The sequence below is a fragment of the Polaromonas sp. DSP2-3-2b2 genome, from assembly GCF_049895905.1.
Classification (GTDB): domain Bacteria; phylum Pseudomonadota; class Gammaproteobacteria; order Burkholderiales; family Burkholderiaceae_C; genus Polaromonas.
In genome coordinates this window covers 60,121-78,969 of record NZ_JAFCTH010000011.1, presented here as the reverse complement: position 1 = coordinate 78,969, position 18,849 = coordinate 60,121, and the positions used below count along the sequence as shown (strand labels likewise).

At 62.1% G+C, this 18,849-nt stretch carries 19 protein-coding genes; 9 read left to right on the top strand and 10 right to left on the bottom strand.

The window, feature by feature from the left end; translation table 11 throughout:
• Positions 1-9 precede the first annotated feature (9 nt).
• The 8 genes from truA to lysS all read left to right on the top strand — a co-directional run bounded on the left by truA (position 10) and on the right by lysS (position 7,584).
• Positions 10-804 carry a tRNA pseudouridine(38-40) synthase TruA gene (gene truA, locus ACP7AD_RS11295; protein ID WP_426147425.1) on the top strand — a complete coding sequence of 265 codons (795 nt, stop codon included), beginning with the start codon at positions 10-12 and terminating at the stop codon, positions 802-804.
• Positions 801-1,505 (top strand): phosphoribosylanthranilate isomerase, encoded by a 705-nt coding sequence (locus tag ACP7AD_RS11290; protein ID WP_426147423.1) that lies wholly within the window; start codon positions 801-803, stop codon positions 1,503-1,505. Before truA ends, ACP7AD_RS11290 begins: the two co-directional genes overlap by 4 nt.
• 59 nt (positions 1,506-1,564) lie before the next feature.
• Positions 1,565-2,833, top strand: a complete 1,269-nt coding sequence (gene trpB, locus ACP7AD_RS11285; RefSeq protein WP_426147421.1) for a tryptophan synthase subunit beta — start codon at positions 1,565-1,567, stop codon at positions 2,831-2,833.
• Positions 2,830-3,648 carry a tryptophan synthase subunit alpha gene (gene trpA, locus ACP7AD_RS11280; protein ID WP_426147419.1) on the top strand — a complete coding sequence of 273 codons (819 nt, stop codon included), beginning with the start codon at positions 2,830-2,832 and terminating at the stop codon, positions 3,646-3,648. Before trpB ends, trpA begins: the two co-directional genes overlap by 4 nt.
• A 73-nt stretch (positions 3,649-3,721) precedes the next feature.
• Positions 3,722-4,594 carry an acetyl-CoA carboxylase, carboxyltransferase subunit beta gene (gene accD / locus ACP7AD_RS11275; protein ID WP_426147418.1) on the top strand — a complete coding sequence of 291 codons (873 nt, stop codon included), beginning with the start codon at positions 3,722-3,724 and terminating at the stop codon, positions 4,592-4,594.
• Positions 4,595-4,679: 85 nt separating this feature from the next.
• Positions 4,680-4,928, top strand: coding sequence for a DUF1272 domain-containing protein (locus ACP7AD_RS11270; RefSeq protein ID WP_426147416.1), 249 nt, complete (start codon positions 4,680-4,682; stop codon positions 4,926-4,928).
• A gap of 247 nt (positions 4,929-5,175) precedes the next feature.
• On the top strand, positions 5,176-5,850 hold the full coding sequence (locus ACP7AD_RS11265) for an LON peptidase substrate-binding domain-containing protein (protein WP_426147415.1): 675 nt from the start codon (positions 5,176-5,178) through the stop codon (positions 5,848-5,850).
• Positions 5,851-6,018: 168 nt separating this feature from the next.
• A complete protein-coding gene (lysS, locus tag ACP7AD_RS11260; protein WP_426147414.1) occupies positions 6,019-7,584 on the top strand; it encodes a lysine--tRNA ligase in 1,566 nt (521 codons plus the stop codon).
• Positions 7,585-7,790: 206 nt separating this feature from the next.
• On the opposite strand, the gene ACP7AD_RS11255 is transcribed toward lysS, so the two are convergent.
• On the bottom strand, positions 7,791-9,722 hold the full coding sequence (locus ACP7AD_RS11255; RefSeq protein WP_426147412.1) for a hypothetical protein: 1,932 nt from the start codon (positions 9,720-9,722) through the stop codon (positions 7,791-7,793).
• A gap of 351 nt (positions 9,723-10,073) precedes the next feature.
• On the opposite strand from ACP7AD_RS11255, the gene ACP7AD_RS11250 reads away from it, so the two are divergent.
• On the top strand, positions 10,074-10,583 hold the full coding sequence (locus tag ACP7AD_RS11250; protein ID WP_426147410.1) for a YgjP-like metallopeptidase domain-containing protein: 510 nt from the start codon (positions 10,074-10,076) through the stop codon (positions 10,581-10,583).
• Positions 10,584-10,604: 21 nt separating this feature from the next.
• Here the strand turns inward: ACP7AD_RS11250 and nagZ are convergent, their stop codons facing one another.
• The 9 genes from nagZ to lepA form a co-directional block, all read right to left on the bottom strand.
• The gene (gene nagZ / locus ACP7AD_RS11245) at positions 10,605-11,663 is read right to left on the bottom strand and encodes a beta-N-acetylhexosaminidase (RefSeq protein ID WP_426147408.1); all 1,059 of its coding nucleotides are present in this window, start codon (positions 11,661-11,663) and stop codon (positions 10,605-10,607) included.
• Between the two features lie 64 nt (positions 11,664-11,727).
• The gene (acpS, locus tag ACP7AD_RS11240; RefSeq protein WP_426147406.1) at positions 11,728-12,120 is read right to left on the bottom strand and encodes a holo-ACP synthase; all 393 of its coding nucleotides are present in this window, start codon (positions 12,118-12,120) and stop codon (positions 11,728-11,730) included.
• A complete protein-coding gene (locus tag ACP7AD_RS11235) occupies positions 12,120-12,950 on the bottom strand; it encodes a pyridoxine 5'-phosphate synthase (RefSeq protein WP_426147404.1) in 831 nt (276 codons plus the stop codon). Before ACP7AD_RS11235 ends, acpS begins: the two co-directional genes overlap by 1 nt.
• A 35-nt stretch (positions 12,951-12,985) precedes the next feature.
• Positions 12,986-13,735, bottom strand: coding sequence for a DNA repair protein RecO (gene recO, locus ACP7AD_RS11230; protein WP_426147402.1), 750 nt, complete (start codon positions 13,733-13,735; stop codon positions 12,986-12,988).
• Between the two features lie 48 nt (positions 13,736-13,783).
• Complete coding sequence (gene era, locus ACP7AD_RS11225; RefSeq protein ID WP_426147400.1) at positions 13,784-14,860, bottom strand: GTPase Era; 1,077 nt, start codon at positions 14,858-14,860, stop codon at positions 13,784-13,786.
• 55 nt (positions 14,861-14,915) lie between these two features.
• Positions 14,916-15,617: a ribonuclease III gene (gene rnc, locus ACP7AD_RS11220; RefSeq protein WP_426147398.1), complete on the bottom strand. Its 702-nt coding sequence runs from the start codon at positions 15,615-15,617 to the stop codon at positions 14,916-14,918.
• A gap of 1 nt (position 15,618) precedes the next feature.
• Entirely contained in the window at positions 15,619-15,960 is a 342-nt protein-coding gene (locus ACP7AD_RS11215) for a DUF4845 domain-containing protein (protein ID WP_426147397.1), read from the bottom strand.
• 71 nt (positions 15,961-16,031) lie between these two features.
• A complete protein-coding gene (gene lepB / locus ACP7AD_RS11210; protein WP_426147396.1) occupies positions 16,032-16,997 on the bottom strand; it encodes a signal peptidase I in 966 nt (321 codons plus the stop codon).
• An 11-nt stretch (positions 16,998-17,008) separates the two neighbouring features.
• Entirely contained in the window at positions 17,009-18,820 is a 1,812-nt protein-coding gene (gene lepA, locus ACP7AD_RS11205; RefSeq protein WP_426147394.1) for a translation elongation factor 4, read from the bottom strand.
• Between the last annotated feature and the right edge of the window lie 29 nt (positions 18,821-18,849).

The window sequence follows — 18,849 nt, the reverse complement described above, 5'->3', positions numbered from 1 at the left end:
ACAGCCTCAGTGAGGATTGCGCTCGGAATCAGCTACAGCGGCAGCGCTTACGAAGGCTGGCAAAGCCAGCTTTCAGGCAAGACGGTGCAGGACCAGCTGGAACTGGCCTTGAGCAAGTTTGCCGTGCAGCCGGTTCGCGTCATGTGCGCCGGACGCACCGATGCCGGCGTCCATGCGCTGATGCAGGTCGCGCATTTTGACACCCCGCTGCAGCGCGAAACCGCCTCCTGGGTGCGCGGCACCAATGCTTTTTTGCCCCGCGACATTGCGGTGCAGTGGGCGCAGCCGGTGCCAGAGGAGTTCCATTCGCGTGCCAGCGCCATTGCACGCCGGTACGCCTACGTGGTGCTTGAATCGCCCGTGCGCCCCAGCGTGGAAGCCGGGCGCGTCGGCTGGGTCTACCGGCCGCTGGATGGCGACGCCATGCGGCAGGCTGCCCTGCACCTGATGGGCGAGCATGACTTCAGCTCGTTTCGGGCCGCGCAATGCCAGGCGAAGTCGCCCGTGAAGACCATGAACCATATCGAGATCTCGCAGCGCGCCGGCGCCGGGTCGCGCTACTGGCGCTTCGAGTTCGAGGCCAATGCTTTTCTGCACCACATGATCCGCAACATCATGGGCTGCCTGCTGGCCGTGGGCCAGGGCAGCCAGCCGCCGGACTGGCTGGCCGGCGTGGTGGCCGCCCGCCGCCGCGATGCCGCAGCCCCTACTTTTTCGCCGGACGGGCTGTATTTTCTCGGTCCGGTGTATGAGGAACGCCATGGCCTGCCATCGCGTACGGCCGCTTATGATTGGTTGCCATGACCATTTCACTCTTTCCTTCCAGCCGTACCCGCATCAAGATCTGCGGCCTGACCCGCGAGGAAGACCTTGATGCCGCCGTAGCCGCCGGCATTGACGCCATCGGCCTGGTCATGTACGAGCACAGCCCCCGCTATGTCACGCTGGAGCGCGCCGCCGAACTGGCCAGCCGCCTGCCGCCGTTTGTCACGCCGGTGCTGCTTTTCGTCAATGCGGACACTACAGAAATAATAGCTGCGTGTGCCCGCATTCCCTGCGCAATCGTCCAATTTCATGGTGACGAGTCGCCAGAAGAATGCCTGAAGGCCGGCAGAACCTTCCTGCGCGCGGCCCGCATCCCGCTGGACGAAAACCCCGCACCGGGCAGCCTGCAGTTTGATCTCTTAAAATACGCGCAAGATTACTCATCAGCCCAGGCCATCTTGCTCGACGCGCATGTCGAAGGATACGGCGGCGGCGGGAAAACATTCAATTGGTCACTGCTTCCTCCAAGCGTCAACGCTCACCTCGTTTTGTCTGGTGGGTTGACGCCTGCAAACGTGCTAGACGGCATCTTGCAAGTCAGGCCGCGCTGCACCACGCTGGCCGTTGACGTGAGCTCGGGCGTCGAGGTGTCCAAAGGCATCAAGAGCGCCGACAAAATCAACCAGTTCGTCGCAGCGGTTCGCGCTGCCGACGAACAATTCAAAAACCTTGCGGGATAGACCAGAGCTGCATGCGCGAAGCGAAAGCACTGCTCTTTCCCCAACTGATCAAGAAGACCATGTACGACTATCACCAACCTGACCTGGCCGGCCACTTCGGCATTTACGGCGGCAGTTTTGTTTCTGAAACCCTGACCCATGCGCTGACCGAGTTGAAAGAGGCTTACGCCCGGTACCAGAACGACCCGGAATTCCTAGCCGAATTCAACTACGAGCTCAAGCATTTCGTCGGTCGCCCTTCGCCGATTTATCACGCCGCCCGCATGAGCCGCGAGCAAGGCGGCGCGCAGATTTTCCTCAAGCGCGAAGACCTCAACCACACCGGCGCGCACAAGATCAACAACACCATCGGCCAGGCCATGCTGGCGCGCCGCATGGGCAAGCAGCGCATCATTGCCGAAACCGGCGCCGGCCAGCACGGCGTGGCCACCGCGACCATCTGCGCGCGTTACGGCCTCGAATGCGTGGTCTACATGGGCAGCGAGGACGTCAAGCGCCAAAGCCCGAACGTGTACCGCATGCACCTGCTGGGCGCCACCGTGGTGCCGGTCGAAAGCGGCAGCAAGACGCTGAAGGATGCGCTGAACGAAGCCATGCGCGACTGGGTCGCCAATGTCGACAACACCTTCTACATCATCGGCACCGTGGCCGGACCGCATCCCTACCCGATGATGGTGCGCGACTTCCAGAGCGTCATCGGCACTGAATGCCTGGCACAAATGCCCGAGATGAACGGCGGCAGGCAGCCCGATGCCGTGGTTGCCTGCGTCGGCGGCGGCAGCAATGCCATGGGGATTTTCCACCCCTACATTTCGCATGAAAACACCCGCCTGATTGGCGTTGAAGCCGCTGGCGAAGGCATGGACAGCGGCAAGCATTCAGCGTCGCTGCAGCGCGGCCTGCCCGGCGTGCTGCACGGCAACCGCACCTATGTCCTGCAGGACGACGATGGCCAGGTCACCGAAACGCACAGCATCAGCGCCGGCCTGGACTACCCCGGCGTCGGCCCCGAGCATGCATTCCTGAAAGACATCGGCCGCGCCGAATATGTCGGCATCACCGACACCGAAGCGCTGGCGGCCTTTCACTATCTGTGCCGCACCGAAGGCATCATCCCGGCGCTCGAATCCGCCCACGCCGTGGCCTACGCCATGAAACTGGCCAAAACCATGCGCAGCGACCAGAGCATTCTGGTCAACCTGTCGGGCCGGGGCGACAAGGACATCGGCACTGTGGCCGACCTGTCGGGCGCCAGCTTTTACTGCCGCCCATCCTGCCACGGCCAGAGCATCAAGGGCGCCGCCCAAGTCATGGAGTTCAAGCAATGAGCCGTATTCAGGCCACCATGACCGGTTTGCTGGCCGAAGGCCGCAAAGCCCTGATTCCTTACGTCACCGCAGGCTTTCCCTTTGCCGACATCACGCCCGAGCTGATGCACGCCATGGTGGCCGGCGGTGCCAACGTGATCGAACTCGGCGTGCCCTTCTCCGACCCCAGCGCCGACGGCCCGGTGATCCAGAAAGCCGGTGAGAAAGCGCTCGGCTTTGGCATCGGCCTGCTGCAGGTACTGGAGATGGTGCGCGTCTTCCGCCGAAAAGACAGCGCCACGCCCGTCGTCCTGATGGGCTACGCCAACCCGGTCGAGCGCTACGACATCAAGCACGGCGCGGGCAGCACCGAAAGCGCCTTCATTCGCGACGCAGCCGAAGCCGGCGTCGATGGCATGCTGATCGTCGATTACCCGCCCGAGGAATGCGTGGCCTTTGCCGCCGAGCTGAGCGCGCACAACATGGACCTGATCTTCTTGCTGGCCCCCACCAGCACCGATGAGCGCATCGCGCAGGTCGCCAAGGTGGCCAGCGGCTATGTCTATTACGTCTCGCTCAAGGGCGTGACCGGCGCCGGCACCCTTGATGTGGATGCGGTCGAGGCCATGCTGCCGCGCATTCGCCGGCAGGTGAGCGTGCCGGTTGGCGTGGGCTTTGGCATTCGCGACGCCGCCACCGCCAAGGCCATTGGCAAGGTGGCCGACGCCGTGGTGATCGGCAGCAAGATCATCCAGCTGATCGAACATCAGCCGCGCGACCGCGTGGCCGCCGTGGCCCACGATTTTCTGAAAGAAATCCGCACCGCGCTAGACTGAAGCTTTGACAAACGCAAGACTGCCGCTGGCTGATAAAAGCAGCGGCAGCCGCCACCCTACAAGGACTGACACCATGTCTTGGCTAGAAAAACTCCTTCCACCCAAAATCAGCCCCACCAACCCGACCGAGCGCCGCCAGGTGCCCGAAGGCCTGTGGATCAAATGCCCGAGCTGCGAAGCCGTGCTCTACAAGAGCGACCTGGAAAAAAACCAGAACGTCTGCCCGCAGTGCAGCCACCACCACCGCATCGGCGCGCGCGAGCGGCTCGATGCCTTCCTGGATGCCGAAGGCCGCTACGAAATCGGCCAGGAAGTGCTGCCGGTCGATGCACTGAAATTCAAGGACAGCCGCAAATACCCCGAGCGGCTCAAGGAAGCGCTGGAAAACACCGGCGAGACCGATGCGCTGGTGGTCATGGGCGGCGCGCTGCACAGCATTGGCGTGGTCGTGGCCTGCTTTGAATTCGACTTCATGGGCGGCAGCATGGGCAGCGTTGTCGGCGAGCGCTTTGTGCGCGGCGTGCACACCGCCATTGAACAAAAGGTGCCCTTCATCTGCTTCACCGCCACCGGCGGCGCCCGCATGCAGGAGGGCCTGCTGAGCCTGATGCAGATGGCCAAGACCAACGCAGCGCTGACCCGGCTGGCCAAAAAAGGCCTGCCTTACGTCAGCGTGCTGACCGACCCGACCATGGGCGGCGTGAGCGCGGGCTTCGCCTTTCTCGGCGACATCGTGATTGCCGAACCCAAGGCGCTGATCGGCTTTGCCGGTCCGCGCGTCATCGAATCGACCGTGCGCGTCACCCTGCCCGAAGGCTTCCAGCGCGCCGAGTTCCTGCAGACCAAGGGCGCGATCGATTTCATCTGCGACCGCCGTGAATTGCGCAAGACGGTCGCCAGCGCGCTGGCCATGCTGCTCAAGCAGCCGGCCGACGCGGTGAGCTGAGGCTTTTTCAGGCCACAGGAAATTATTCGAAAAATACCGGCATCCACCATGCACCGTTCGTTGCGGGTGAAACCAGAAGGAAGCTATGCTTGAACTGCGTCCCTCCTGCGAATGCTGCGACAAGCCCCTTGCGCCCGACTCGCTTGAGGCGCGCATTTGTTCGTTCGAATGCACTTTTTGCGCAGCTTGCGCCGAGGGCGTACTGCAGGGCCAGTGCCCGAACTGCGGCGGTGAAATGCTGCCCAGGCCCAGGCGTCCGGCCGGCAAACTGGACATCCACCCGGCATCGACGCTGCGCGTGTGCAAGCCGCTGGACAAGACCCGGTCCGCATAGAAATACAAGTCAAAAAGGCCTTTGGCGCACGCAGGGCGTGCATGACCTGCTATTGTTTTTCACAAAAATACTGTATCCAGAGCGTTGATTTGCTGCCCGCTTTATGCCAGCCCCGGTCCTGCGCGTTGCGCAGCCCGGAAAAGCGGCTCGTCAAACCTGAGCAGGTTACCCCCTTCGGCATCCCCGGCGAGCACGATCAAAACCGGCGTGGGATGATGTAGCCTGTCGCCATCCACCGCACGCCACCATGCCCGAAGCCCTGACCCTCAATTCCCTTCCCCTGTTCCCGCTGGGCACCGTGCTCTATCCCGGCGGCCTGCTGCCGCTGCAGATTTTCGAGGTCCGCTACCTCGACATGATTGGCAAATGCCACAAGACAGGCGCACCGTTTGGCGTGGTTTCCATGACCGAAGGGTCGGAGGTGCGCAGGCCGGTGAATGCGGCCACCAAGAGCGCATTGCCAAACGTCGACGGTTTTGCCAGCGAGGCATTCAACACGGTCGGCACGCTGGCCCGCATCATCGAATTTTCGGTGCCGCAGCCGGGGCTGATGGTGGTGCAATGCCAGGGAATCCACCGCTTCAGCATCACCCGGCGGGAAAAGCTCAAGCACGGCCTGTGGATTGCCGATGTGGTCCGGATGGAAGACGACATGCCGGTCAAGATTCCCCACGATCTGCAAAAGGCCGCCGACGCGCTGGGCAAGCTGATCAAGGGGCTGCTCAACAGCGACACGCCGCCCGAAAAAATGCCCATGCTCGCGCCCTACCAGCTTGAAGACTGCAGCTGGGTGGCCAACCGCTGGTGCGAGTTGCTGCCGATCCCGCTGACCGTCAAGCAGCAGCTCATGGAGCTGGACAACCCGCTGCTCCGGCTGGAACTGGTCTGCGACATCCTGGAACGCCACGGCATTTCACGTTGATTCATCGCCATCTCGGCCCGGAGTTCCGGGCAAAGATGGATCAAGCGCGGGTGGAACGTCAAAACGCCTGCTTAAAAAACTAAAATCAGCGATTCGGCGTTTTGTGCCCTCTTCGCAGGCGGCACGGCGCCCGACGTTTTCAGCCCTCTTTTTCCGGAACACCGATCTATGTCCAGCCACCCGACTTCTCCCGCCGCCGCCAGCGTTGCCCCCGCCCATCACGACGAAAACCAGCTCATGGTCGAGCGCCGGGAAAAGCTCGCCGTCCTGCGCCAGCACCAGGCCGACGGCAAGGGCGTAGCCTTTCCCAACGACATCAAGCCCGAACACCGCGCCGAAACGCTGTTTGCGCAGTACAGCCACCTGAGCAACGAAGAACTCGAACCCCTGGCGGTCAAGGTCACGGTCGCTGGCCGCATGATGCTCAAGCGCGTCATGGGCAAGGCCAGCTTTGCGACCCTGCAGGATGCGTCCTTCGGCCCCACGGGCGGGCGCATCCAGATTTACATCAAGAACGACGATGTGGGCGAGGAAGTGCATGCCGCCTTCAAGCACTGGGACCTGGGCGACATCGTGTCCGCCGCCGGAACGCTGTTTCGCACCAAGACGGGCGAATTGTCGATTCATGCCGACAGCATCCGGCTGGTCACCAAAAGCCTGCGCCCGCTTCCCGACAAGTTTCACGGCATGGCCGACCAGGAAGTCAAATACCGCCAGCGTTATGTCGACCTGATCATGGACGAGGACGCGCGCAAGCGTTTCATGGCGCGCAGCAAGGCCGTCAGCGGCCTTCGCGAGTTCATGGTGGCGAATGACTTCCTGGAGGTCGAGACGCCGATGCTGCACCCGATTCCGGGCGGCGCAAACGCCAAGCCCTTCAAGACGCACCACAACGCGCTGGACCAGGAAATGTTCCTGCGCATCGCACCCGAGCTGTACTTGAAGCGCCTGATTGTCGGCGGCTTCGAGCGCGTGTTCGAGATCAACCGCAGCTACCGCAACGAAGGCATCAGCGTTCGCCACAACCCCGAGTTCACCATGATGGAGTTCTACGCGGCCTGGTGGAACTACCTTGACCTGATGACCTTCACCGAAGCGCTGATCCGCGACGCGGCGCAAAAGGTCTGCGGCTCGCTGGAGTTGAGCTATGCCGGCAAGCCGGTCGATCTGAGCCAGCCGTTCGAACGCCTGACGATTCGCGAAGCCATCCTCAAGCACACCGACGCGGGCGACAACGTGGACCATTCCGAATGGCTGACCAGCGCCCTGAAAAAGCTCGGCTTGACTGAAGCCAAGAACCGCCTGGCCGGCCGCTCGCTGGCCAGCCTGCAGGTGCTGTATTTCGAGGAAACCGTCGAGGAAAAACTCTGGCAACCGACCTTCATCATGGAACACCCGACCGAAATCTCGCCGCTGGCCCGCGCCAATGACGAGCGCCCGGAGGTCACCGAGCGTTTCGAGTTGTACATCACCGGCCGCGAATTCGGCAACGGCTTTAGCGAGCTGAACGATGCCGAGGAACAGGCCGCGCGCTTCAATGCGCAGGTCGATGCCAAGGACAGCGGCGACGACGAAGCCATGTTCTACGACCACGACTTCATCCGCGCGCTGGAGTACGGCATGCCGCCGACCGGCGGCTGCGGCATCGGCATCGACCGGCTGATGATGCTGCTGACCGACAGCCCGAGCATCCGTGACGTGATTTTGTTCCCGGCGCTGCGCCGCGAGGCCTGAGGCGAACTCAACCCCGGCCTTCGGTCACGAAACGCAAGGCGCTGAAGGATCTTTGCTCCTTAATTCATAGCTGCTTGCGCATACTGGTCCTGCGCAAAAAGCCTGTTTGATGCCAAAAAATTGTTTTCTGGTCAAAACGAACTGGCGCTGGGCCAGCCATTGCCCCGGGCACAGCCGGCTTCAGCCAGCTGGCGCGCGCATCCGCATCAGCCCTGCCACCATTTCTGCCAGACCTGGCTGTCGGTGCCGCGAACGAACACATGCTCGTGGTTCGGTCCCATCGAGCCCAGTGCAGGCTCTGACGCCAGCACGCCGCCGTCGTTGTGCCGCCCCCAGTCGTGCCAGGCGTTGTTCCAGTAAGCCCGCTGCCAGAGCGCATTGTCGGTGCCGCGAACATAGATATTGCAGACCGAGTTGTTGCGCGAAATGACGGTTGGCGCGCCGACGAAGCCGCCCGGAGGCGCGCCCAGCGCCACCCAGCCCGACCAGCCGCCGCCGCCCGTCCACCATTTCTGCCAGACCTGGCTGTCGGTGCCGCGCACGAACACATGCTCGTGGTCCGGTCCCATGGTGCCCAGCGCGGGTTCGGACGCCAGCACGCCGCCGTCGCCGTGGCGGGCCCAGTCATGCCAGGCGTTGTTGAACCAGGCCTTTTGCCAGAGCGCGTTGTCGGCACCGCGCACATAGATGTTGCAGACCGTTCCGTTGCGCGAGACGACCGCCGGCGCGCCGGTGAAACCCACCGGCGGCGCGCCGAGCGCGAACCAGCCCGACCAGCCGCTGGCGGCTTTCCAGAATTTCTGCCAGACCTGGTTGTCGGTGCCGCGCACGAACACATGCTCGTGGTCCGGCCCCATCGAGCCCAGCGCCGGTTCCGACGCCAGCACGCCGCCGTCGTTGTGCCGTCCCCAGTCGTGCCAGGCCTTGTTGAACCAGGCTTTTTGCCAGAGCGCGTTGTCGGCGCCGCGAACGTAGATGTTGCAGACCGTGCCGTTGCGCGAAATTACGGCCGGCGCCCCGGAAAAGCCGCCCGCAGGCGCGCCGAGCGCCACCCAGCCCGACCAGCCGACCTGCCGTGGAAACAGCCGTTCGTCCCAGCCGATCTGCTTTCGGCTGAAGGTGCACATGTCCAGGGTATTGGCGTTCATGAGGCAGGACAGCTGGGTTCCCGGCGGGAAGCAGTTCTTGCAGTTGCTATTGGGCACCGCCAGATGGCCGCTGGTGGTGCCGCAAGCGCACGAGCCATACTCGTCGGCGGCGCCGAAGATGTGGCACGACTCATGGGCAAACACCGTGTTGATGTTGTCTGGGCCCCAGCCGTCGTTGGCATAGTTCATCACCACCTTCTCGACGATGGCATAGGCAAAATGGTTCAGCGGGTATTTGGTGAAAAAGGCCACGTAGGCCCAGTCGGTGTGCCGGCTGGCGCGCAGGTCGCTGGCGTACTTCTGGTAGCCGGGCCGACCGGCGGCGTAACCCATGCTGGCCAGCGCGGCGTCGCGCCAGTCGCGCTCGTAGCGTTCGTAGGCATCGGCGACGCCTGCGTACGGACCGGGGGCCGACGACACCGTGACCGTGCGGATGTCGTACACAAAGGACACGCGCGCCCGCGGCTCGACGCCGGCCAGCCAGCCCAGCCCCTCCTGCACTTCCTGGATGATTTTTGTGCGTTCGGCGCTGCTCAGCACTTCCGCGCCGGTGTTGCGCGACACCAGCACGACGCCCACCGCCACCGAACCGATCAGGTAGCGGCTGGTGGGCGTGCCGGTCGATTCGGACGGGGCTTCGGGTGCACCGGCTGCGCGCGTCGCGGGTTCAAGCGTACCGAGTTCACGCGGCGGCTCATAGCCCGGCGTGTCCCAGCTCAGGCCTTCGGTCGCCGATCGTGCCTGGCCGGCGCGGGTGCTTCGGGCCTGCACGCCGTCGTTCCACGCGTCAACGGCCAGTTGCGAGGCCTCGTCGAGCGGCTGGGTCGGCTGCGCTGTTGATGCGGTCATTGCCGCTTCGTCGGCGCCATCCGGAAGTTCGGCCACGAAGACCGTGGGGCTGAACTGCTGGGTGATCCGGCCTCCCCATCGCGTGACCTCTTCGCTGGCAGCGGCCAGGGTCTGGGTGAATCGCAATACGTTTTTTGCCATCATGCTTCCCTTCAAACTAAATTGTCGAACTGCAAGCGCTTGCGCTTGCAGGCGCCTTTCAGTTCGCCGGGCTTGGAGACGAAGGCCGTCCTTGACTGCGAACCGGCTTGCGATTCTTCTCGCCTGCCGCATCTACTGCCATGAGAATTACTTTTCAATACACCCGCAACGCCTACGGGCTAAGCAGGTGTCGGCACTTTCTTCACACCGGTCAAGCTGCAAACCGATGAGCAGCCTGCCGGATTACGCTACCATCCGGCACTGTCCAGCAGCGGCTATCTTTTGAATGAAAAGAGGCGTTTGCGCATTACCCGTAAGCTTATCCAGCTACAAAAATAATAGTAGAACGTCATGAAATACCTTGCCGGCTACCCGGAAAACCTTCAAACGCAAGTTCAGCAGTTGCTGGCCAAGGGTAGCCTCGGCGAGTCGCTGCTCGCCAAATACAGCCATGCCCACAGCGTCAGGACCGACAAGGCTCTGTACGACTATGTGATGGCGCTCAAAAGCGAGTTTTTGCGCCATTCGGAGCCGCTGTCGAAGGTGGCTTTCGACAGCAAGCTGCAAATCATCACCCACGCGCTGGGCACGCACACGACGATTTCGCGGGTGCAGGGCAGCAAGCTCAAGTCCAAGCGCGAAATCCGCGTGGCGTCGCTGTTCAAGGAAGTGCCGGTCGAGTTTCTACGCATGATTGCCGTGCATGAACTGGCGCACATCAAGGAAAAGGGCCATGACAAGGCCTTCTACCAGCTTTGCACCTACATGGAGCCGCAGTACCACCAGTACGAGTTCGACCTGCGCGTCTACCTGACGCACATCGACGCGGCGGGCAAGCTGGAGTGGCCGGCCATGGCCTGAACGCGCTGGCCCGCGCGCGGGTCAGGGAATCAGGCCCAGCGCATGCATGTAGGCCGGATGCACCATGAGTTCATCCCACTCCAGCGCCGGCGTCTGCGGCAGCAGGGCCAGGCGGCGCAGTTCGCTGGCTTCCAGCGCCTCCCAGCGGCCCTTGAGCAGCGCCTCGGCCATGCCATCGAGCAAGTCATCGACCGGCTTGCCGCCCTCCACCGACTGGTTGCACAGCAGCACCATGTCGCAGCCGGCGTTCAGCGCGGCGATGGCAGCCTCGGTGTAGCTGACTTCCACGCCATCGATCAGCCGGGCGCCGGCCATGCTCAGGTCATCGCTGAAAATCGCGCCGCCAAAGCCGAGCTGACTGCGCAAAATGAAGTTCAGCCATTTGCTGGAAAAGCCGGCCGGCCGCGCATCGACCTTGGGATAGATCACATGCGCCGGCATCACGCTCGACAGCGTGGTGTTGAGCCACTCGTAGGGCGCGGCATCGTCTTTCAAGATGGCGTTCAGGGTGCGCGTGTCCACCGGAATCTCGGTGTGCGAATCAGCTTTCACAAACCCGTGGCCGGGAAAATGCTTGCCGCAGTTGGCCATGCCGCTTTGCAGCAGGCCGTGCATCAGGCTCTTGGCCAGCAGGCTGACGACGCGCGGGTCGCGGCCGAAGGCGCGGTCGCCGATCACGCCGCTTTCGCCAAAATCAAGGTCCAGCACCGGCGTGAAACTGAAATCGACGCCGCAGGCCCGCAACTCGGCGCCCAGCACGTAGCCGCAGGCGGTGGCGGCGTTGGTGGCCGCCAGCTGGTCGCCCATCCACTGCTCGCCCAGGGCGCGCATGGGCGGCAGATGGGTCAGGCCGTCGGTGCGAAAGCGCTGCACCCGGCCGCCTTCATGGTCGACGCAGATCAAGAGGTCGTCGCGGAGGTCCTTGATCTCGGCGCACAGCTTGCCGAGCTGCTGGCGGTCTTTCCAGTTGCGGGCAAACAAGATGATGCCGCCGGTCAGCGGATGCTTGAGGCGGCGGCGGTCGGCCTTGGCCAGGCTGAGGCCGGCAATGTCGATGATGAGGGGGGCGTGCTGGGTCATGGGAATCATTTCAGGGTCACTATTCAATTCATAGCTGCTTGCGCAGGCGGAGCGTGCGCAAAGGCTATTTTGTCTCTACAACGCAAAAACTGGCGGCATAGTCGGTTTCATCGGTCACGGTGATATGCGCCGAAAGCTCCCGCGCGTCAAACCAGTTCTTGAGCGCGCCGTGCAGCACGATCTCGGGCTTGCCGCTGGCCGCCTTGACGATTTCACAGTGGCGCCAGGTCATGGGCAGTCGCATCCCCAGGCCTATGGCCTTGCTGAAGGCTTCCTTGGCTGAAAAGCGGGTCGCCAGGTAACTGACGCCGCGATCCGGCCAGCGCGCGCTGCGCTCGGTCCAGGTCGCCAGTTCGCCGTCGCTGAGGATTCTTTGGGCGAAGCGTTCGCCGTGGCGGTCCAGGCTGGCGCGGATGCGGCGAATATCGCAAATGTCGGTGCCGATGCCGTAGATCATCAGGCGACGGCAGCCGGCGCAAATGCCTGGTCGATGCAGCGCAGGTAATCCTTGACGGTGGCCTCGTAACCCAGTTCCAGCGCATCGGCGATCAGCGCATGGCCGATCGACACTTCCAGCACACCGGGCACGGCGCGCAGGAATTCGGCCAGGTTGTCACGGTTCAGGTCGTGTCCGGCGTTTACTCCCAGATTGATAGCTGCCGCCGCCCGCGCAGTCTGCGTAAACAGGCTTAATGTCTTGTTTTTTTCGGGACCGGACCAGGCCAGGGCGTAGCTTTCGGTGTACAGCTCGACCCGGTCGGCACCGATGCCCTTGGCGGCGGCCATGGCCTCGGGCACCGGGTCCATGAACAGACTGACGCGCACGCCGCGCGCATGAGCGTATTCGATGTGCGGCCGCAAAATTTCGGCATCCTGCGGAAAACGCCAGCCATGGTCGCTGGTGAACTGGTCTTCGCTGTCGGGCACGAAGGTGCATTGGTGCAGCGGCAGGCCCCGGGCTGACAGGTCGTGCACAAAATGCATCAAATTTTGCATCGGATTGCCTTCGATGTTGAATTCGCAATGCGGCCAGTCTTTCATCAGCGCGGCGATTTCATACACATCGTCAGAGCGGATATGGCGCTCGTCAGGCCGGGGATGCACCGTGATGCCGCGCGCGCCGGCCTGCAGGCACAGCTCGGCGGCGCGCAGCACGCTTGGAATGTCCAGATGCCGGCTATTTCGAAGCAGCGCCACCTTGTTGACATTGACCGACAGCACGGTTTTCAGGGTGCCGGGCGGATGGGGCGGGTGCGAACGATGGTCGGAATGGAATAAGGCGATCATGGCGAAGTCCATCGAAATAAATCGTAAATACAGCGTTAGAGGGCTTGCAGGTCCATCATCATTTGCCGGGTTTTCAAAACCCTGACGCCGCAATGGTAGTGCAGCAAGGCGCGCGACTGGATTTTGAGTTCATTGGCAGCCGGCACGCAGGCTAGAAGCGTGTCGGAAAACAGCGCCTTGTCACCCAACGACTGCTGCAGCGCCTGCCAGTGTTCGCCGCTCAAGCTGAAGCGGTCGTCGTCATTCGCCTGCCGCAGGCCGGCTTCGGCGACCAGCACATAGCGCTGCTGCACCACCAAGGGCGCCAGCGTCGCGGTTTCCACGTTCAGCAAGGGCAGCAAGCCAATACCCTGCAGCAGGCGCAACTCGAAGGCGCGCAGCGCCAGTTGCAGCGTGTCGGCATTCTGGCTGGCGAGCAACTGGACCGTGGCGGCATACGCGTCAAACAGCAGCGGATGCGGGTCGTCCCGGGCCAGCAGGCGCATCAGCAATTCATTGAGGTAATAACCCGAGAGCAGCGCATCGCCGCTGGGCATGACATGACCGCCCTGCCATTCGGCGCTCTTGAGGTTGCGGATTTCCGCATCGCCGCCAAAGGCGACATGCAGGGGCTGGAGCGGCAGCAAGATGGGCCGGAAGCTGGAACTCGGTTTCTTGGCGCCGCGCGCCACCAGCGCCACGCGCCCGTAGTGGCGGGTGAACACATCGAGGATCAGGCTGGACTCGCTCCAGTCGTAACGGTGCAGGACGTAGGCCGGTTCGTTACTGATGCGTTGGGATGCCACCGTTGTGCAGTTTTACGATTAGGCCTAGACGCTTGAAGCAACCACGGCTTATTCGTAGCCGAAGGTCTTGACTCTTGCCTCGTCATCGGCCCAGCCGGAGCGGACCTTGACCCAGATCTCCAGGAACACCTTGCCACCAGTCAGCGCTTCGAGTTCATGACGCGCCTCGGTGCCGATGCGCTTGAGCTTTTCGCCCTTCTCGCCAATGATCATGCCCTTGTGGCCGTCGCGCTCGACGACGATGGTGGCGGCAATCTTGCGCAGGTTCCCTTCTTCCTCGTACTGGTCGATGATGACGGTCGAGGTGTAGGGCAGCTCGTCACCGGTCAGGCGAAACAGCTTTTCGCGGATGATCTCGGCGGCCATGAAGCGGTCGCTGCGGTCGGTCAGCTCATCGGCGCCATACATCCACGGCTGCACCGGCAGGTATTTTTCGCAAATGCCGAACAGGCGCTCGACATCCTTGGCATTGTTGGCCGACATCGGCACGAATTCGGCAAAGTTGTGGCGCTCCTGCATGGAGCGCAGCCAGGGCGCGATTTCGGCGCGGCGGTGGATCAGGTCGAACTTGTTGGCCAGCAAGATGGCCGGCGTTTTCTCGGGCAGCAGCGCCAGCACCTTGGCATCCGCCAGGTTGAACTGACCGGCTTCCACCACGAAAACGATCAGATCGACGTCATTGACGGCGCCAACCACGGTGCGGTTCAGCGAACGGTTCAGGGCATTGCCGTGACGCGTCTGAAAACCCGGCGTATCGACAAACACGAACTGCGTCGCGGCGCGCGTGCGCATGCCGGTGATGCGGTGGCGCGTGGTCTGCGCCTTGCGCGAGGTGATGCTGACTTTCTGGCCGACCAGTGCATTGAGCAGGGTGGACTTGCCCACGTTGGGCTTGCCGACAATGGCGATCAGGCCGCAGCGCTGCTCACCCACGGGCGGAAGGCTGGCAGTGCTGTCGTCTGCTGCAGGTACAGCCGCGCCACGGAAGGCCGTCGCCTGGGCGAGCATCGCGTCGATCGCGTCCTGGCTCTGCGCCGGCTCCAGCGATGCGGGAGATGCCACCGCTTCCCCGGCCTGGAGCAAGGGGTTGACGGGTTGGCTGGATTCTTTTTTACCGGTACTCATAATCAATTCAATCGTGTTGGGTGGCAAGCCAGAGGCGGCATTGCCAAAAAGGCTCTCAAGCGGCCAGCGTCTTGACGTAAAGCAGCATGGCGCTGGCGGCGGCCTGTTCGCCGGCCCGCCGCGAAATGCCAATGCCGCGTTCGGCGCGGCCGAATTCGGTGATTTCGCATTCCACATCAAAGGTCTGCTGGTGCGCCGCACCCATCGTGCCAACCACCTTGTAGGCAGGAAGCCGCATTTTGCGCCCCTGGAGCCACTCCTGCAATTCGGTCTTCGGGTCCTTGCCGATGGCTTTCATTTGCGGGTTGACCTCGACGTCCTTGAAAAGGCGGCGCACCAGCTGGTCGGCCTTGTCATAACCGGCATCGAGATACACCGCGCCGATCACCGCTTCCAGCGCATCGGCCAGCATGGACGGCCGGTTTTTTCCGCCCGAACGGGCTTCGCCCTCGCCCAGCCGCAGCAGGTCGGGCAAGCCCAGCACCACGGCCAGATGGTGCAGCGTGTCCTGCTTGACGAGGTTGGCGCGCACGCGCGACAGATCACCCTCGGGCAATTCGCTCAACTGCTCGTACAGCAGTCCGGCCACGGCCAGGTTCAGGACGGAATCGCCCAGGAATTCGACACGTTCGTTGTGATCTGAGGAAAAGCTGCGATGCGTCAGCGCCTGGGCAAGCAGCTTGGGATTGGCGAATTCATGCTGCAGGCGCTTTTGCAGGGCCTGCAGGGCAGGACTGGAGGGAGAAGCAGTGCGCACTTTATTTGGATCGTCCGCTGTACTTCAGCAGCAAATAGGCGGGTCCGGCCATGTGGATTTCACGCGTGTAGGCAAAAGCCACCACGGTCTTGTCGCCCTCTTTCGTCACGTTCAGGTCCTTGCCGGAAATCGAATGGATGTCATCGATCTGCCCGGCCTTGTCGAAGATGGCCCTGACTTCGGGCACGGTGTTGCCTGCCGTGGCCTTCGTTGCAGCCTTGGTGATGGCCTGGAATTCAATCAGCGTCGGCACCACTTGCGCGCCCAGTACAAAAGAGAAAGCCACAATTGCGCCGACAAAAAGGATGCCGATGAAGGAAATACCACGTTGCGTGTGTTTCATAGATGCGAGTTCCAAGGGAAATTCATGAAGAAATGCTTTTTCTGGCAATTGACGCGCTAAGGTGTTCCCGCTCAATCAAAGGAACCGATGCGCTTGAGATTGCCAAAGTTCATCCAGACAAAAAACGCCTTGCCGACGATGTTCTGCTCGGGCACAAAGCCCCAATAGCGTGAATCGAGTGAATTGTCGCGGTTGTCGCCCATCATGAAATACTGCCCTTCAGGCACCTTGCAGACCACGCCTTCGGTGCTGTAGCGGCAATTGTCCCGGTTGGGGAAATTGTCGGCACCGGCAATGAAGGAAGGACGGTCGTCGTCATTGAGCAGGCGGTATTTGCGCTCGCCGTTGATTTCCTCGAACTGTTTGGCATAGCGCATCGAATCGGCATCGAAATAATCCGGGAGAGCCGCTTTGGGCAAGGGCTTGCCGTTGATGGTGAGCTTCTTGTTCAGGTAGGCCACCTCGTCGCCGGGAATGCCGACCACGCGCTTGATGTAGTCCAGGCTGGGCTTGGGCGGATAGCGAAACACCATGACGTCGCCGCGCTCGGGGCTGTGGTTGTCGAGCACCTTGAGGTTGATGACCGGCAGGCGCACGCCGTAGTGAAACTTGTTGACCAGGATCAGGTCATTGACCACCAGCGTCGGAATCATCGAGCCCGACGGAATCTTGAACGGCTCGAACAAGAAGGAACGCAGCAGAAAAACGATGATGATCACCGGGAACAGCCCGGCAGTCCAGTCGAGCCACCACGGCTGCATGATCAGCCGGCTTCTAGCATCCTGGGTGTTGTCATCGACCTGGCTGATGCCCATTTTGGCCAGTTCAGTTCGGCGGCTGGCGGCGTTCGCATCCAGGGCGGCCACGGCCTTGCGCCGCTGCGGCAGAAAATAAAGCCGCTCGGCCACCCAATAAATGCCAGTCACCACGGCAGCCAGAAACAGCAGGGCGGAAAAGTTGCCTTCGACCAAGCCAAAATACCAGGCAGCGCCGTAGCCGACAAAGCCGGCCAGCACCACGGCGGTGAGGGAACTCATGACGCCGCGCATCAGTCTTCCACCTGCAAGATAGCCAGGAATGCTTCTTGCGGCACTTCCACTGAACCGATTTGTTTCATGCGCTTTTTGCCTGCCTTCTGCTTTTCAAGAAGCTTTTTCTTGCGGGAAATGTCGCCGCCATAGCACTTGGCAATCACGTTCTTGCGCAAGGCCTTGATGGTTTCGCGGGCAATGACGTTGGCGCCGATGGCCGCCTGGATCGCCACATCGAACTGCTGGCGCGAAATGATCTCACGCATCTTGGCCACCACCGCCCTGCCCCGATAGGCCGACTGGCTGCGGTGAACGATGATAGACAGCGCATCAACCTTCTCGCCGTTGAGCAAGATATCGACCTTCACCACGTCGGAGGCGCGAAATTCCTTGAACTCGTAGTCCATCGACGCATAGCCGCGCGACACTGACTTGAGCTTGTCAAAAAAGTCCAGCACGATCTCGCCCAGCGGCATTTCATAGGTCAGCATGACCTGCTTGCCGTGGTAGGCCATGTTCAGCTGCACGCCGCGCTTCTGGTTGGCCAGCGTCATGACGGCGCCAACGTAGTCCTGCGGCATGTACAGGTGCACGGTGACGATGGGTTCGCGAATCTCGTTGACGCGCCCGCCATCGGGAATTTTCGACGGGTTTTCGACCCTGATGATCTCGCCATCGGCCTTGAGCACCTCATAGACCACGCTGGGCGCGGTCGTGATCAGGTCCTGGTCAAACTCGCGCTCCAGCCGCTCCTGGACGATCTCCATGTGCAGCAGGCCAAGAAAGCCGCAGCGAAAGCCAAAACCCAGCGCTTCGCTGACTTCGGGCTCGTAATGCAGCGAGGCATCGTTGAGCTTGAGCTTTTCCAGCGCATCGCGAAGGGATTCATATTCGCTGGCTTCCGACGGGTACAGGCCGGCAAACACCTGCGGCTGGATTTCCTTGAAACCCGGCAGCGCTTCGGTCGCGGTGAAGGCGGCGCCGCCGGTGCCGCCCTTGATCAAGGTGACGGTGTCGCCCACGCGGGCGGCCTGCAGTTCCTTGATGCCGGCAATCACGAAACCCACCTCGCCCGCTTCGAGCGATTGGCGCGGCTCGGTGTGCGGCGTGAAGACACCCAGCTGCTCGGCGTTGTAGGTCGCCTCGCTGGCCATGAGCTTGATGCGGTCGCCCTTGGCCAGCCGGCCATCGACCACGCGAACCAGCATCACCACGCCCACATAAGCGTCGTACCAGCTGTCGATGATCATGGCGCGCAGCGCGGCATCCGGGTTGCCCTTGGGCGGCGGGATCAGGGCGACGACCGCTTCGAGAATCTCGTCGATGCCCATGCCGGTCTTGGCACTGCAGGGAATCGCGTCGGTCGCGTCAATGCCGATCACTTCTTCGATTTCCTGCCGGGCGTTGTCGGGGTCAGCCTGCGGCAGATCCATCTTGTTGAGCACCGGCACCACCGTCACGCCCAGTTCCAGCGCCGTGTAGCAGTTCGCCACGGTCTGCGCTTCCACGCCCTGGCTGGCATCGACCACCAGCAGCGCGCCCTCGCAGGCAGACAGCGAACGGCTGACTTCGTATGAGAAGTCCACATGACCGGGTGTGTCAATCAGGTTCAGGTTGTACACCTGGCCGTCCTTGGCCTTGTATTTGAGCGAAGCGGTCTGCGCCTTGATGGTGATGCCGCGCTCTTTTTCAATGTCCATCGAATCGAGCACCTGGGCGCTCATTTCACGGTCCTGCAGGCCGCCGCAGCGCTGGATCAACCGGTCTGCAAGCGTGGATTTGCCATGATCAATGTGTGCAATGATCGAAAAATTTCGAATGTGATTCATCAACAAAAACACCTAATTACTTGAATATG

Excerpts from the sequence above, each read along its gene's own strand:
- ACP7AD_RS11290 (WP_426147423.1), top strand. The coding sequence starts at position 801 with ATGACCATTTCACTCTTTCCTTCCAGCCGTACCCGCATCAAGATCTGC.
- trpB (WP_426147421.1), top strand. The coding sequence starts at position 1,565 with ATGTACGACTATCACCAACCTGACCTGGCCGGCCACTTCGGCATTTAC.
- trpA (WP_426147419.1), top strand. The coding sequence starts at position 2,830 with ATGAGCCGTATTCAGGCCACCATGACCGGTTTGCTGGCCGAAGGCCGC.
- accD (WP_426147418.1), top strand. The coding sequence starts at position 3,722 with ATGTCTTGGCTAGAAAAACTCCTTCCACCCAAAATCAGCCCCACCAAC.
- ACP7AD_RS11270 (WP_426147416.1), top strand. The coding sequence starts at position 4,680 with ATGCTTGAACTGCGTCCCTCCTGCGAATGCTGCGACAAGCCCCTTGCG.
- ACP7AD_RS11265 (WP_426147415.1), top strand. The coding sequence starts at position 5,176 with ATGCCCGAAGCCCTGACCCTCAATTCCCTTCCCCTGTTCCCGCTGGGC.
- lysS (WP_426147414.1), top strand. The coding sequence starts at position 6,019 with ATGTCCAGCCACCCGACTTCTCCCGCCGCCGCCAGCGTTGCCCCCGCC.
- ACP7AD_RS11255 (WP_426147412.1), bottom strand. The coding sequence starts at position 9,722 with ATGGCAAAAAACGTATTGCGATTCACCCAGACCCTGGCCGCTGCCAGC.
- ACP7AD_RS11250 (WP_426147410.1), top strand. The coding sequence starts at position 10,074 with ATGAAATACCTTGCCGGCTACCCGGAAAACCTTCAAACGCAAGTTCAG.
- nagZ (WP_426147408.1), bottom strand. The coding sequence starts at position 11,663 with ATGACCCAGCACGCCCCCCTCATCATCGACATTGCCGGCCTCAGCCTG.
- acpS (WP_426147406.1), bottom strand. The coding sequence starts at position 12,120 with ATGATCTACGGCATCGGCACCGACATTTGCGATATTCGCCGCATCCGC.
- ACP7AD_RS11235 (WP_426147404.1), bottom strand. The coding sequence starts at position 12,950 with ATGATCGCCTTATTCCATTCCGACCATCGTTCGCACCCGCCCCATCCG.
- era (WP_426147400.1), bottom strand. The coding sequence starts at position 14,860 with ATGAGTACCGGTAAAAAAGAATCCAGCCAACCCGTCAACCCCTTGCTC.
- ACP7AD_RS11215 (WP_426147397.1), bottom strand. The coding sequence starts at position 15,960 with ATGAAACACACGCAACGTGGTATTTCCTTCATCGGCATCCTTTTTGTC.
- lepB (WP_426147396.1), bottom strand. The coding sequence starts at position 16,997 with ATGAGTTCCCTCACCGCCGTGGTGCTGGCCGGCTTTGTCGGCTACGGC.
- lepA (WP_426147394.1), bottom strand. The coding sequence starts at position 18,820 with ATGAATCACATTCGAAATTTTTCGATCATTGCACACATTGATCATGGC.